Genomic DNA, 16883 nt, shown 5'->3' with positions numbered 1-16883 from the left:
GTATCAATGACATTTAGTCAAGTTGATGATACCTATTGGAAAACTATTACCGACCGATCGGTAAAAATTGTGGCAAAATTAGGGCTACAGGATCAAGCGAAACAGGAACGCGCTGTTCATATGATCCGTGATCAGTATTTTCTTTTAAACGCATGTTACATGCTAAGGGATCTAAAAATCAAGGATAATACGGATAAAAGTTTAAAGGAGCAGATTATACAGGAAACACTCCGTGAGACTACGAATTTAAACCAATATTTTATAAAAAATCTAAAAGAGGTTTTATCAGACCAACAAGTGGAAGGCATTAAGAATGGTATGACCTATAATGTATACCCCAATACGGTGAAGGCTTATCAGGATATGATACCTCGGCTCACAAAAGAAGAAGTACATACAATTGATAGTTTGTTATATGAAGCACGTGATCTTGCTATGCAGGCTGAATCTTCGGAGAAAAAACATGCCTGGTTCGGCAAATACAAAGGAAAGATCAATAATTACTTAGCCTCCCACGGTTATAACCTAAAAGAAGAAGGAGACAAGTGGGCCGAACGACTCAAAAAAACAAACCAATAAATATAATATACCCAAATTATGAATCACTTTATATTCCCAAAGAAATCTTCGATAAGGTTGGCTAAGCTGCTGGCCTTTGGAATCATAGCGGGAGGAACAATTCCCTCCTTCAGCTATGGTGCTAACTCAAGTGAACTCAATCTACTTTTTTTCAAGAATGTAACGGGAAAGGTAGTTGATCAAAATGGAAAACCCTTGGCCGGAGTGACTATTTCCATTAAAGGGACAAGTACGGCAACTTCAACGGATAAAGATGGTACCTTTCGATTAAATCTACCTGTTGGAAATGAGATTTTGGTCGTGAATTACGTCGGTTATAAAAGACTTGAGGTTCCGGCAGGAAATCAGAGCGTATTGAATATACGGATGGAAGCCGAAAACCGCGAGCTGGATGAAGTGGTTGCGGTTGGGTATACCACCCAGAAAAAGGCCCACCTGACAGGCGCTGTAGTGGATATTAAAGCGGAGGAAATTGAAGAACTGCCGACAACAAACATCGGGGCAGCCTTAGCTGGTAGATTATTAGGCGTTGGTGTCAGTGGGGGACTGGCAAGACCAGGTTCTAAAGCGAATTTAACCGTCAGACAACCGTTGAATTACGGCAAGGATGTTGGCTCATCCGATCCCTTGTATGTTATTGATGGTGTGATTCAGGTGAATGGCCAAAACCAGCCTGATGTAACCTTATTTAATAATTTAGACCCATCGGAAATCGAAAGCATTTCTATTTTGAAAGATGGTGCTGCTGCAGTATATGGTGTGAAAGGTGCAAATGGTGTGGTTTTGGTAACAACCAAAAAAGGAAAAGTGGGCACGCCCAAGATCAGCTATAATGGTTCTTATGCAATTAATGATGAAGCATACCGTACAAAAATGATGAATGCATACCAGTATGGTATGTATTATAACATTATGAACGGCCCGAATGGAGCTAATGTAAAACCCGACGATGCCAGTTATGCCAATCGGATATTTTCCCAGGATGAACTGGACCATTTTAAAAACCATTCATACGATTGGTTGGAGGATGCATGGAAGTCAAGTTATCTGACCCGTCATTCGCTGAACGTTTCAGGGGGTACAGAGGTGGCTACCTATTTCGCTAATATTGCTTATAATAAACAGGATGGAAATTTAGGTACATTGAATTATGATCGCTGGAATTTTAGAGCGGGAAGTGATATCAAGGTGGCGAGTAATTTTAAAGTAGGTTTACAGGTATCGGGGAATACTGCAGATATGCAAAAAACCTTTAATAAGATCGGTGGTGAAAATGAGGAAAACGATTATAAGAACCTGTTGTTGGCTTCGCCCTATATTCCCGCATTTGTAGATGGCTTACCTGTTCGTTTACCAGGACGTTCAGAAGATCTTTCCGCGTATCATTATTTCGAACTGCAACGACTGGGCAATTTGGCCACAAGTGACAACAGGCAGTTTACCGTCAACTTAAATGGGGAGTATCAGGCTCCTTGGCTAAAGGGCTTGACCTTGCGGATGTCTTATAATAAAAACTTGATGAATGGTCGTGGAACACAGGTGGGAACCAAATATAAGACTTACGAATTTGCCCGCTTGGGCGAAAATCAACATATTTACGATGGCGCCACCAATCCAGAACCATCGGTCTTTAAGAATGGTAACCGCGTTTATTTCTCCAACTCCAATGGCAATAATTATCAGCTGAACTTTACGGCTCTTTACGATAAGCAATGGAAAAATCATAATTTCTCCGGATTATTCTCTGTAGAAAAAGCCGAGGCCAAAAGTTCTCAGGAGGATGTTTGGAAAGAAGATCCTATTGAGCAAACCAATGGGCAATTCAGCACAGCCTTTGGTGAGATTGATGCCCGTACGGCTGCGCATGAATCTGGAACCTTAAGTTATCTTGGGCGGTTAAATTACCGTTATGGTGAAAAATATCTTGCGGAAGTTTTGTTCCGCTCGGATGCCTCGACCAAGTTCGCTCCTGAAAACTACTGGGGTAAATTCTATAATATTTCGGCAGGCTGGGTAATCAGTGAAGAAGATTTCTTTAAAGTGAAAGGAGTGGACTATTTAAAGCTTCGCTTTTCACATGGTAAAATGGGCCGCGATGATTTCACTCCATGGGCATGGCGTCAGCGTTACACTTTCCAAGTTGGAAAGGGAGCTGTTTTTGGCGGAAATGGTAATTCCACCACGGGCATGAGGATGGAAAAGACAGCTAACCGCGCGACATCCTGGAGTGACGAATATAAAAATAACCTTGGTATAGACGCACGTTTTTTAAATAATCGTTTGTCCGCTACAATAGAAGGTTATTATACCAAAGGTTCTGGTATTATCATTGAGCGGACTGGCAATATTGCCATAACAGTTGGTGGATCGGTGGCCGGAGAAAACTTTGGTAAGGTAAATACTACAGGTATTGAATTAGGTTTGGGTTGGCAGGATAAAATCAATGATTTTAGTTACGGAGTAAGTTCGCGTTTCTCCTGGGGTGATAATAAGGTCATCCAGATGAATTTTAACGATACTGATGTCTTATATCCTTGGAATGCCCAGCCTGGAGCTTCTTCCGACAATGGGGTGTGGGGATATGACTATCTCGGTATGTTTAAATCCCAGCAGGATATCGATAACTATGTCGGTAAATACAACATTACAGAAGTTTTTGGTACCAAGGCGGAGGACCTTAGACCCGGTATGCTATACTATCAAGATGTACGAGGTGCACTACAGGGAGATGGTACATTTGGCGCACCAGATGGTATCATCAATGAGAATGATCAAATTCAATTGGCGAAGAAGAGCGACAATCATTATGGATTTGGTATGACCTTTAAACTGGGCTACAAAGGCATCACCGCAGAGGCTGTAATTGCCGGTTCATTTGGTGGATATGCTGATATTAATGATCGTGACAAACTGAATAATGATATCTCCAGAACTTATACCAATCTACCTGTTATTTGGGGAGATATCTATGACCCTGAGCTTAATCCAACAGGAACCATGCCCAATCCCAACTGGTCGGACATCTATAATGTTAGATCTAACTTTTGGACTGTTTCAGCCTTTCGCATGCGCATGACCAGTTTTAATATTGGGTACAAACTGCCGGACAGATTTATCCAATACTTGAAGATCTCCAATGCCCGGGCCTATGTCAGTGCAATGAACCCAATGAGTTTATATAATCCATATAGTTATAAAGATGGCAATGGGTCAGCGTGGAATGCTTATCCAAGTTTGAGAACATATTCTTTTGGTATTAATTTGACATTATAGGACCATCAGATCAAGTAGGATAAATAAACCTGATCGGATACCATTGATAAAAAATAAAAGGATGAAAAAGATAACGATTTTAAATATTATACTGTTGAGCCTGTTGTTAACAGGGCAATCTTGCAAAGATGACTTTTTGGAAGAAAAAAGGGATTTAACTGCTGTAAATGAAGAAGTATTCAAAGACCCTGTACTGGCGCAGTCTTATGTGGATTATGTGTATGGTATGTTTTTGCCGGCAGCGAATGCGCAGTCATTTGTTGTGACACAAAATGCCTCTGAAAATGGGGGGTATAACACAACGTTTACACAGACAACAGATGAGCTGGCCGGTGAAACGGATTACAATAAAGAATGGGCAGCAATTTCCTATGTGAATAACCATGCGAACAAGTATTTTGGACAGCGTATGAGCGCGAGCATCGCCAATAATGTTTGGACAAGAATGCGGGAGATTAACCTCTTTTTGAGTGAGATTGATAAATATGGTATAGCCGAAGAAACGCGGAATAAATTGAAAGGACAAATGTACTTCTGGCGTGCCTTTCAATATTTTGACCTAGTCCGTATGTATGGCGGGGTTCCTTTAGTGCTTGAACCACAAAATCCGACGATGGCTGAGAACGAAGCGAATTCAATTCCAAGAAGTAAAACTTCGGAATGTATTGATCAGATCGTAAAAGATCTGGATCTTGCCAAAAGTTTACTGCCAGGGAAGTGGGATGATTCCAATTGGGGCAGGATTACCAGTGGTGCCGCTGCGGCGTTAAAAGGACGTGTGCTGCTTACCTATGCAAGTCCACAGTTTAATCCGAATGATTCCCGTGAGCGTTGGCTTGCAGCCTATAATGCGAATTTGGAAGCAAAACAGTTGCTGGAGCAAAATGGCTCCGGATTATTTGAGGTCGGTGGCACAGCAAATGGAAAAGCCTGGGGTGATATCTGGATGAAGGAGGTGAACAATCCAGAAGCAGTACTGGTCTATGGTTTTAATAATGTGACCAATGGGTCTAATATGGCTAAAAATAACGGCTGGGAACAAGCTATTCGCCCAAGGGATATTTTCGGGGGTGGTTCCATTTCACCGACCAAACAGATCTTGGACGCATTTCCAATGCTCGACGGGAAGAGTATAGACGATCCGACTTCGACCTATGCCTATAGTCCGAATAAATTTTATAAAAATAGAGATCCACGTTTTGCCAAAACATTTGTGTATAATGGCGCTTTATTCCCTTACAATGGGGCTACCGGTTATCGTCAATGGACCTACTATTGGAAGAAGGAAGCTACAGCAAGTTACACAACAACTGAGACTAAAGGTGCCAATAGCAGTGGCATATATCTAAAGAAAGGTTCTGATCCAAATGCATCAAATACCTATGGTGTTGCTTCAGGTTTCCAACAAAGTGGGACTGACTTTATTGAAATGCGTTTTGCCGAAGTTGTGCTGAATCTTGCAGAATCTGCTATTGGAGCAGATAAACTTCAGGAAGGGCTGGAAGGTATTATGAAAATTCGTGCACGGGCCGGAATTGAGAATAAAGATGGTTCCTATGGACTCAGTGGGGTAATGGGCGATAGAGATAAATTATTTGGTGCCATTATCAATGAAAGAAAGATCGAGTTTGCCTATGAAGGGAAACGCTTCTTTGATTTGAGACGTTGGAAATTGTTTGAAGAAAATTCGGCAACAGCCCAGCGGATTGGTGTTAAACCACTAAACGGTACCCGGCGTACAGGTTTATTGATCACGCTGAAAGTGAATGGAGAAGAATACGTTGGCAAAAGTGATCCCTTATTAAAGGATGGAGCAACGGCTCCAATTGTGGAAAGGGAACCGGCAACATTTCCTGCCGGAATTGAAAATCAAGAGCAATACTTGGACTATCTGTATGATAACTACTTTGTGGTGACCGAGCGGGATGACCTAGACCGTACAAATGCCACACCTACATGGAAATTTAAATGGTACCCAGAATATTACTTCTTTGGATTTAACCAGTCCGTATTGAGTACATCTCCGTATTTGCAACAAACCATAGGTTGGGATAGCATGAATGGAGCCGGAACTTTTGACCCTTTAAAATAAGATACAAATGGGCCTAAAAGGCCCTTTGTATGTTAATTGTGACATACATTGCTTTAAATAAATGTATAATTGACATATATTCGAATTAGAAATTATAAATCCTACTAACTAGATAAACATGTTACAAAAAATAACGCTGACAGCATTGTTGAGTCTTATTACATCAATCGCATTTTGTCAGTATCCCAAAATTCCAGAAGATGTCAAGAAGAATACAGATGAGCTAATGCGCAAAGCGACCAAACAATCGGATGAAGCTTGGCAAAAGGCTCTACCTGTCATAGAAGAATATGCCAAACAGGGCAAGCCTTATATTCCTTGGGCCGGTCGGCCGACCGATTTACCGCAAGCGACTATCCCAGCCTTCCCAGAAGCGGAAGGCGGTGGCAAGTTTACGTTCGGCGGGCGTGGTGGTAAGGTTTACGTTGTGACCAGTTTGGAAGATAACGGTCCGGGTACCTTGCGGGAAGCTTGTGAAAAGGGTGGTCCCCGTATTATCGTGTTCAATGTCTCCGGTATTATTAGATTAAAAACGCCTTTGATTATTCGTGCTCCTTACATCAGTATTGAAGGCCAATCAGCTCCTGGCGATGGTATATGTGTGGCTGGCGAATCGGTATGGTTGAATACACACGATGTTTTGATTCGGCATATGCGTTTTAGACGTGGTGAAACCTATGTCGGTCGGAGAGATGATGCCATTGGTGGAAACCCGGTGGGAAATATTATGATCGACCATGTTTCCGCAAGCTGGGGACTGGATGAAAATATGTCCATGTACCGTCATATGTATAATGACAGTACGGGAAAAGCAGAGGAAAAACGAGGGACAGTGAACATAACCATCCAAAATTCTATTTTCTCTGAAGCTTTAGACACTTGGAACCATGCTTTTGGAAGTACTTTGGGCGGAGAGAACTGTACATTTATGCGCAATCTTTGGGCAAATAATGCCGCACGAAACCCTTCCATTGGCTGGAATGGATTGTTTAATTTCTTTAACAACGTGGTTTACAACTGGGTGCACCGTTCGATTGATGGCGGTGATTATCAGGCTACTTATAATATTGTGAACAATTATTTTAAACCTGGACCTGCAACGCCTTTGGATCAGCCAGTCAGCTACCGCATTTTAAAACCGGAGTCGGGAAGAAGCAAATTGCCTTATGTAGTTTTTGGCCGTGCTCATGTAAAAGGAAATATTGTGGAGGGCAACACGAAGGTCACTGCGAATAACTGGGATGGTGGGATACAATTAGAGAACAAAAAGGGGGATGCAATGACTTTCAATGAAGCACAACCTTACTTTGCCGCGATGAGTGTGAAAGAACCTTTTCCGCATGCGAATTTCCCGGTGATGACTGCGCAGGAAACCTATGGCTTTGTGCTTGAACATGCCGGGGCGACATTGCCGAAAAGGGATCCAGTAGATACACGGGTGATTGCCGATGTCAAAAATGGTAAGCCTGTCAAGCTATTGAGCAATGTGAAGTTGCCTGAAAAAGATTTCGAACATAGAAGGTTATCTAAAGATTCTTATAAAATTGGGATCATCACCGATATTTCCCAAGTGGGCGGATATCCTGTTTACAAGGGTAAACCTTACAAGGATTCCGATAATGACGGTATCCCTGATGATGTTGAAAAACAGATGGGGTTAAATCCAAACGATCCGAGCGATTCCGCAAAGATTACTGCCTCAGGCTATGCTAATATCGAGATTTACCTGAATCAATTGGCGTCAAAATAATGCATATGAAATACCTTGGATTAACATGACAGTCACTGCGTAAAGTAATCCAGGTATTTCATATAAATCGTTAAAAAATGAACCCCGAGCTTATGAGCTCACGAAATAATCATTGACATATGAAATCGCTATTCAATCCAAATATTGTTCTTTTTCTGGGCTTAATCAGTCCAATAGCTGCACTGGCACAGTACCCTGTTATTCCAGAATCATTAGAAAAGGAAGCTGCGGACCGCGATAAGGCAGAGGACCTACGTTTAGAAAAAGTCTGGGAAAAGGCACAGGCAGTAATGAAGGCTGAAGGCAAACCTTATATTCCTTGGGCGGCCAAACCTAGTGATCTACCCCAGGCAGAGTTAAAGGCTTTTCCAGGAGCAGAGGGTGGCGGTGCATTTACAGCGGGTGGCCGGGGCGGTAAGGTCTATGTTGTGAGCAGTTTGGCCGATAGCGGCCCTGGGACACTGCGGGAGGCCTGTGAGGCTGGCGGCGCACGTATCGTCGTTTTTAATGTTGCTGGTATAATTCGACTTGAGAAACCGATTGTCGTGAAAGCACCCTATATTACCATCGCTGGTCAGACAGCGCCTGGAGACGGCGTTTGTGTGGCTGGAGAATCCTTTTTAATTGATACCCATGACGTCATTTTAAGATTTCTGCGCATGCGTAGAGGTGAAACTGATGTGCTTCGCAGGGACGATGCCATCGGAGGTAATCCGGTGGGTAACATCATGATTGATCACGTCTCAGCAAGTTGGGGGCTGGATGAGAACATGTCCATTTATCGCCATGTCTATGATCGGGAAGGGAAAAACCTCAAACTGCCAACGGTCAATATCACCATTCAGAATTCCATATTTTCTGAATGCCTGGATGCTTATAACCATGCTTTCGGCAGTACAATTGGTGGCTTGAACAGCACCTTCATGCGGAATCTTTGGGCTTCAAATATCAGCCGCAACCCTTCCATCGGTATGTATGGCGACTTTGGATTTGTCAACAACGTGATCTGGAACTGGTGGAACAGAAGTGCTGATGGCGGTGATAACAGGTCTTTGTTTAATTTTATAAATAATTATTATAAACCAGGGCCGATCACACCAAAAGATAAGCCCATTGCCTATCGGATCTTAAAACCAGAATCCGGACGGGATAAAGCTTTTAAAGACCAATATGGAAAAGTATATGCCCATGGTAATGTGGTGGAAGGATTTCCAAAAGTTACTGCAGATAACTGGGCGGGTGGGATCCAGATCGAGGATTTACCCAATGTAGGTGACCGCGAAAAGGAAATCCGCGTAGATAAAGCTTTCCCTATGGCGTCAGTGACAACCCTTTCCGCACAAGATGCTTATCAATATGTGCTTAAAAATGTGGGTGCATTTTTGCCAAAACAGGACGCTGTAGATACCCGGATTATTAAACAGGTTTCAACAAATAAAGTCTATTACAATCAAGATAAACCACAGCATGGATTTGTATCGCCTTATGTCAAACGCCGTTTGCCCGAAGACTCTTACAAGCAGGGTATTATCTCCGATATTGCTCAGGTTGGTGGATATCCATCCTATGAAGGTACTCCTTACAAAGATTCGGACAATGACGGTATTCCGGACAATGTGGAAAAAAGCATGGGATTGAATCCAAATGATCCAGGTGATTCGCGAAAAATTGCCAAGAATGGCTATGCCAATATCGAAAATTATCTCAATAGCGTAGTCAGTCTGGAGACTGTGGTGCCACAAAAAAAATAATATCCGAAATAATGTCCCCATGATTGGCATGGGAATGAGGGAAAAAAGTACATAAATATATAAACAAAATGGACTGGATGTTCCATTTGACCATTTGAAAGAAAGATCACATACAGATGAAAATAAAGGGTATTTTCTTTATAGGTATTTGCTTGTTCTTTTGTGCTGTCCAAGCGCAAGAAAAGACGGTGAGCCCCCTGACCTGGGACGGTACACAGCTGGTCTATAAAAAAGATTCGCTGGGAAATCAGCTTCCGGATTTTTCCTATGCCGGCTATATGGGTGGCAATAGTGCCATTCCGGATGGCCGGATTGAAGTTGTTGTACCGGTCAAATCGGGCGATGCCACCCGCCGCATACAAGCGGCGCTGGATTATGTTTCGCGTTTGCCTTTAGGCAAAGATGGGTTGAGGGGCGTGGTATTGTTAGAAAAAGGGACTTATCAAGTGTCTGGATCGCTTGTGCTACATACCTCCGGTGTGATCTTGCGGGGGAGTGGTTTTACAGTAGGTGGAACAACGCTCATCGGAACAGGTACCACACGCGAAACACTCATTCGTATAGCTGGCAAAAACGACATGCGGCTGAAAGAAAAAAGTAAAATCATTTCAGCTTATGTTCCGGTAAATGCCCGGGAATTTGAGGTAGAAAATGCTTCAGGCTATCGTGTTGGTGATCCGCTCATTATTACGCGGCCGGCCACGCAATCGTGGATAAATACCTTGGGAACTGCTCATTTCGGGGGTGGACTTACCTCCTTGGGTTGGAAACCTGGACAACGGGATATCAGCTGGGATAGAACAGTCGTGGCAGTCCGTGGTAACCGAATCGAAATCGATGCACCAATTACAACCGCCTTGGATCAACAGTATGGTCAGGCAACCGTGGCAAAATACGTTTGGGACGGGCGCATTGCACAGGTAGGTGTCGAAAATATAACGCTTCAATCCACTTATAATCAGCATAACCTGAAAGACGAAGACCATCGCTGGATGGCCATTACCATTGCAGATGCTGAGAATACCTGGGTGCGCCGTGTACAGTTCAGGCATTTTGCAGGATCAGCAGTATATGCATTGGAAAGTACAAAGAAGTTAACGGTAGAAGATTGTATCTCCTTGGATCCGGTATCAGAGATTGGGGGCCAGAGACGTTATACCTTCTTGACCAAAGGTCAGCAAACTTTATTTCAACGCCTTTATTCAAAACAGGGCTATCATGATTTTGCTGTTGGTTACCTTGCCGCAGGTCCAAATGCTTTTGTGCAGTGCCAGGCCGTGGAACCTTTTAGTTTCAGCGGGGCGATTGATAGCTGGGCCTCAGGCGTTTTATTCGATATTGCCGATATTGATGCACAGGCATTAAGTTATAAAAACCGGGGTCAGGATGGACAAGGTGCTGGCTGGTCGGCGGCCAACAGTGTTTTTTGGCAATCGACAGCAGGCCTCGTGGAGTGTTACCAACCACCAACGGCACAAAATTGGGCTTTTGGTATATGGGCACAATTCCAGGGTGACGGGTATTGGGAGCAGTCCAATGAATATATCAAGCCTCGAAGTTTGTATTATGCACAATTGGCGGACCGCATTGGGAAGGCCGCAAATGACCGCGCGATATTGTTACCTGTACTGACGGAGGCTTCCAGTAGCCCGCCTGTGGAAGTCGCGATGGATTTAACGAAACAGGCTGCTCAGCCGGCTTTACAATTAATTGATTTTATTCAACAGGCCGAGCATAGGGCACCGCTCAATATCCTTGCAGGCAAGGCCAAAACAATAGACCAGATTGGTTACAACGAAAATATTCCGCAGCCGAAGCAGCCGGATATGAAAATACGGAACGGTTGGCTGGTCAGGGGCGATGTTGTTTTGGTGGGAAATAGATCGGAGGTAAACTGGTGGAACGGTTCCGCAAGACCATACGGTGCAGTGAAAGCCAAGCCGCATATCACCCGGTATGTCCCTGGAGAAATTGGCAATGGGTTGACCGATGACCTGGATGCTATGACCGATAGCATGCGTCAAAACAATATATTGGCGATCGACCATAACTACGGATTGTGGTACGATCGGCGCAGAGACGACCACGAGCGTATCCGTCGCATCAATGGGGAGGTTTGGCCGCCTTTCTATGAACTGCCCTTCGCCAGAAGTGGTACTGGTCTTGCTTACGATGGCCTGTCTAAATATGATCTCACAAAATATAACCCGTTTTACTGGGGCCGCCTAAAGCAATATGCGGATTTGGCGGATCAAAAAGGTCTTGTATTGATTCACCAGAATTATTTTCAACATAATATTATTGAGGCTGGGGCCCATTACGCAGATTTTCCTTGGCGCACAGCCAACAATATCAATAATGTCGGTTTTCCGGAGCCTGTTCCTTATGCGGGCGATAAGCGCATTTTTATGGCGGAGCAGTTTTATGATATTCATCATCCCGTCCGTCGGGCTTTACATCGGGCTTATATCCGGCAGTGCCTGGACAATTTCAAAGACAATTCCGGGGTCATTCAGTTGATCAGTGCGGAATACACAGGCCCTTTGGCGTTCGTACAATTCTGGATTGACGTGATTAAAGAATGGAAGACCGAAACCGGGAAACAGCCGATTATTGCTTTGAGCACGACCAAAGATGTGCAGGATGCAATACTCGCCGATCCAGAGCGGTCCAAAGAAATTCAGGTCATCGATATCCGCTATTGGCACTATCAGGCAGATGGATCGACTTATGCACCCAAAGGAGGGCAGAACCTTGCTCCCCGCCAACATGCAAGATTGTTAAAACCGAAGAAAACTTCACTGGAAGCAGTGTATAAGGCAGTCACTGAATACCGCAAAAAATATCCGGAGAAAGCCGTTTTATACAACGGAGATAACTATCCGGAAATGGCCTGGGCCGCTTTTATGGCTGGAGGATCCATGGCTAATTTACCCAAAATTGCAACTCCTGATTTTTACAGGGCAGCGGCAGGGATGCAGGCTGAAGTGCTCAATGGCCATTGGACCTTAAAGTCTGATCAGGGAATGATTGTTTATAATGCGTCCTCAGCAGCCTTGGATCTGGATATGAACGCTCTTAAGGGCCGTTTCCTTGTCCAGCATATTGATCCAAAAAATGGCAACATCGTGAAGACCGAAAAAATAAATGCAAGAAAAGAACTTCACCTCAACAATTATATGAACAGTCCAGAAATTATCTGGATCGCTAAACACTAATATCTATCATGTCGATGCACAAGAAATATCCCTATTTATACACACAACCAACAGGAATGCGGAACTGGAAAGCCGTCTATAGGAGCCTTTTATCATGCGCTATTATCGGAACGGTTTTTTCCTGTGCTTCCGAAAAAGAGCGTAAAGAGCTGCCGTTGTTGAAGATCTCTGAAAACCAGCGCTATGTTGCAACCGAAGATGGTAAGCCTTTCTTCTGGTTGGGTGATACGGGCTGGTTGCTGTTCAATAAGATGAATCGGGAGGAAGCAGCACAATACCTGGAGGATAGAAAACAAAAAGGATTTAATGTGGTTCAGGCTATGGTATTGCACACGGTTCCATCCGTGAATGCCTATGGCGATTCATCGGTGACGAATAACGATGTCTCAAGACCATTGGTCACCGCCGGTAGCAACTCGGACAATACCGCCGAATATGATTATTGGGATCATATCGATTATATCATTGACAAAGCTGCCGAAAAAGGAATATATATGGCCTTGGTGCCTGTCTGGGGATCGCCGGTCAAAGACGGGAAAGTGTCGGTTGAGCAAGCTGAAAAGTACGCGAAATTCCTCGCCGAACGATGGAAAGATCGCCCCAATATCATCTGGTTAAACGGAGGCGATATCAAGGGCTCTGATCAAATGGAAGTCTGGGAGAAGATCGCCCAAACCATCAAGTCCATTGATCAGCATCATCTCATGACCTTTCATCCCAGAGGAAGAACAGCCTCGTCGGATTGGTTTCACAAGCAATCTTGGCTGGATTTTAATATGGTTCAATCCGGACATAGACGATACGATCAGGATACCTCCAAAAATGAACAAAAACATTATGGTGAGGACAATTGGAAGTTCATGGCGGCCGATTGGGATCTCAAACCAACCAAGCCAACCATTGATGGGGAACCTTCGTATGAAGGCATCCCACAGGGATTGCATGATATTAAAGAACCACGCTGGACTGATGCTGACGTAAGAAGATATGGCTACTGGTCCGTCTTCGCAGGTGCTTTTGGCTATACCTATGGCCAGAATTCGGTCATGCAGATGCATTCCAAAAAAGATACGACCTCAGCCTACGGATCGGATGAAATCTGGTCTTCGGCCATTCATGCGCCAGGGGCTGCACAGATGAAATATTTAAAAGAACTGATGCTCTCCCGGGACAATTATTTTGACCGGGTACCAGACCAGTCCTTGCTTGCGGTCAATGGCGAAAAATACAATCGTCTCCTGGCAACACGGACCGATAGGTATGCTTTTATCTATAATTATACAGGTCAACCCATGCAGGTCAACATGGGAAAAATTAAAGGGGACAAAGTGAAAGCTTCCTGGTTTAACCCGCGAAATGGTGAAACAAAGGCTATCGGCGAGTTCACAAACAAAGGGGTGCAGCACTTTACACCGGAAGGTGGACAGCAGGAAGGTAACGATTGGGTATTGATTCTGGATTCGGTATGATGAGAAAAATAAAAGCATGGGGTCTCTTGTTGATGACAGTAACATGGCTTGTTTCCTGTCAGAAAGATAGCTATCTGTTTACCTCCTTTCATGAGCCGGCTAACGAAGGACTTCGTTATCTCTATAGTGAAGACGGCTATCATTGGCAATCTATCTCAGGAATCTATCTGAAACCTGAACTGGGGACACAGAAAATCATGCGGGATCCCTCCATCATACGGGATAAACAGGGGACCTACCATCTGGTATGGACCATTGGCTGGAAAGGAAATGAAGGGATTGGATATGCCCATTCCAAGGACTTGATTCATTGGGAAGACCAAAAGATCATCCCCGTCATGCAGCATGAATCTTCCACGGTCAATGTATGGGCTCCAGAATTGTTTTATGATGATGTGGAGAATAGATTTATCATTATCTGGGCCTCAACAATACCTTATCGTTTTGCCAAAGGTAAGGAAGCCGAAGACAACAATCATCGCATGTACTATACCACGACAAAAGATTTCAACACGTTTACCGAAACGAAATTATTCAGTGACCCGGGGTTTAGTATCATCGACGCCGTCATTGTCAAAAAAGCGGAGCAAGATTATGTATTGGTCTTGAAGGATAACACACGGCCAAATAGGGATCTGCGTGTTGCATTTGCTAGCAATCCATTGGGGCCCTTTGAGCAGATCTCCGCACCTTTTTCGGCTTACTTAACCGAAGGGCCAAGCGTTGTGAAAATCAAAGACCAATGGTTGATCTATTTTGATTCTTATGGCAGCAAGCGCTATGAAGCCGTGGCAACCAAAGATTTCAAAACCTTTACAACAATCAATGATCAGATCGCTGTGCCTGTTGGGCATAAGCATGGTACGATCGTCAAAGCATCAAAAAAAGTGATCAAGAATTTACGCCGACATGAAAGCAAAAAGAAATAGTAAGAAAGCAATCCTCTTCAGCCTATTCCTTGCTGGAATAGCCGGAAAGGCATGGGCCCAGGATACGGTAAAGTATGTGGGCAAAACCTTGTCCAATGTAGATTATCACCATGGACAGTTAACCCCGGCCGTAGGAACGCACAATATTCAGGTATTCCGGGCAAACCGGGAATTCCCGGCACAAGCAGGCGGGCATAATTTCACCTACAACCACCAGCCATTTTTGGCTTACTGGAACAAGACCTATTACCTTCAGTTTTTAAGCAATCCAGTAGGTGAGCACGTGGCGGAAGGCAAGACGCTCTTGCTGACCTCCAAAGATGGGTATGCCTGGTCTGAACCGACCGAGCTTTTTCCACCTTATCTCGTGCCTGAAGGTTTTACGAAACCGGGTAGGTCCGATCGTGCAGGTAAAAATCTGTATGCGATTATGCATCAGCGGATGGGTTTCTATACCGCCAAAAATGGGAAGCTCCTGACCATAGGTTATTATGGTGTTGCGCTGGATGCGAAAGATGACCCCAACGATGGTAATGGGCTCGGACGTGTGGTCCGGGAAATTAGGCAAGATGGTTCCTTCGGCCCGATTTATTTCATCCGTTTTAATTCATCTTTCCATGAAAAAGAGGCTAAATATCCATTTTTTTCCAAGAGTAAGGACAAAGCTTTTGTCGCTGCCTGTGAAGAATTACTGCATACCCCTTTGATGATGCAGCAATGGGTGGAAGAGGCCGACCGCGATGATCCCTTGATTCCATTCAAACGACCTGTGAAAGCCTTTGCTTACTACCATTTAAATGATGGAAGGGTGGTAGGGCTGTGGAAGCATGCACTTACCTCCATCAGCAAAGACAATGGGAAGACCTGGGCATATTCACCCCTACGGGCACCCGGATTTGTCAATAGCAATGCAAAAATCTGGGGACAAAGAACAGCAGACGGACGTTTTGCAACCGTTTACAACCCTTCCGAATTCCGATGGCCGCTGGCGGTGTCCACCAGTGAGGATGGACTCCGTTATACCGATTTATTATTGATTAATGGCGAGATCACCACCATGCGTTATGGAGGGAATTACAAGTCCTATGGACCCCAATATGTCCGTGGGATCCAGGAAGGGAATGGCCAGACACCCGATAAAAATATGTGGCTTACCTATAGTATGAATAAAGAGGACATCTGGGTGGCACAGGTACCGGTGCCTATCACCGCGACAGTGGCTGGAGCAGTACATGATGACTTTTCCAAAGAACCAGAACGGGCTTATAAATCCTGGAATATATACAGCCCACTATGGGCAAGTGCAAAGATAGAAGACCGGGGCCTGGTACTGCGGGATAAGGATCCTTATGATTATGCCAAGGCAGATCGGGTAATCGCGGCGGCCAAAAAGGCGAAAATAGTGTTTACAGTGACACCACAACAAGATACACATGGGTCGCTGGAAATTGAGCTGCTGGATGATAAAGGGAGCGCGGCGGCGCGGATCATGTTTGATAAAGATGGCCTGCTGAAGAATAAGGCCGGTTATCGGAATGCCTCTCTACAAAAATATGAGGCTGGCAAGCGCTATCAGATCACCTGTCTGGTTGATGTGGCTACACGTTCCTTTCAGGTTTTGGTAAACGGTGTGGATAAGGGGACAAAACTCTTTTTCCAGCCGGTCGCCCAGATCAGTAAAGTGTCTTTCCGGACCGGGGCGGTGCGGCGTTTTCCAAATGCGGACACCCCTACAGATCAGGATTTTGATGTGCCCAATCCAGGCCAGGCTGTCGCCGAAGCCGTTTATCGAATTTCGGCATTGACAGCAGAAACTTTATAG

General features: G+C 44.4%; 9 protein-coding genes. All 9 read left to right on the top strand.

The features are described from left to right. The first annotated feature begins 6 nt into the window (after positions 1-6). Positions 7-579, top strand: a complete 573-nt coding sequence (locus HX021_RS04875; protein ID WP_286588857.1) for a DUF3826 domain-containing protein — start codon at positions 7-9, stop codon at positions 577-579. An 18-nt stretch (positions 580-597) separates the two neighbouring features. Next, positions 598-3852: a SusC/RagA family TonB-linked outer membrane protein gene (locus HX021_RS04870; protein WP_286588856.1), complete on the top strand. Its 3255-nt coding sequence runs from the start codon at positions 598-600 to the stop codon at positions 3850-3852. Between the two features lie 61 nt (positions 3853-3913). Further along, entirely contained in the window at positions 3914-5944 is a 2031-nt protein-coding gene (locus HX021_RS04865; RefSeq protein ID WP_286588854.1) for a RagB/SusD family nutrient uptake outer membrane protein, read from the top strand. Positions 5945-6062: 118 nt separating this feature from the next. Next, positions 6063-7694 (top strand): polysaccharide lyase, encoded by a 1632-nt coding sequence (locus HX021_RS04860; protein ID WP_286588853.1) that lies wholly within the window; start codon positions 6063-6065, stop codon positions 7692-7694. A gap of 119 nt (positions 7695-7813) precedes the next feature. After that, positions 7814-9445, top strand: coding sequence for a polysaccharide lyase (locus HX021_RS04855; protein ID WP_286588850.1), 1632 nt, complete (start codon positions 7814-7816; stop codon positions 9443-9445). Between the two features lie 116 nt (positions 9446-9561). Beyond that, complete coding sequence (locus HX021_RS04850; RefSeq protein WP_286588849.1) at positions 9562-12663, top strand: DUF6298 domain-containing protein; 3102 nt, start codon at positions 9562-9564, stop codon at positions 12661-12663. Positions 12664-12677: 14 nt separating this feature from the next. After that, positions 12678-14132, top strand: a complete 1455-nt coding sequence (locus HX021_RS04845) for a glycoside hydrolase family 140 protein (protein ID WP_286588847.1) — start codon at positions 12678-12680, stop codon at positions 14130-14132. Then, positions 14129-15061 (top strand): glycoside hydrolase family 43 protein, encoded by a 933-nt coding sequence (locus HX021_RS04840; RefSeq protein WP_286588845.1) that lies wholly within the window; start codon positions 14129-14131, stop codon positions 15059-15061. The genes HX021_RS04845 and HX021_RS04840 overlap by 4 nt, the downstream gene beginning before the upstream one ends. Beyond that, on the top strand, positions 15042-16883 hold the full coding sequence (locus HX021_RS04835; protein WP_286588843.1) for a sialidase family protein: 1842 nt from the start codon (positions 15042-15044) through the stop codon (positions 16881-16883). Before HX021_RS04840 ends, HX021_RS04835 begins: the two co-directional genes overlap by 20 nt.

The organism is Sphingobacterium sp. N143 (genome assembly GCF_030325625.1).
GTDB lineage: Bacteria > Bacteroidota > Bacteroidia > Sphingobacteriales > Sphingobacteriaceae > Sphingobacterium.
This window is presented reverse-complemented; position numbering and strand designations above follow the sequence as displayed.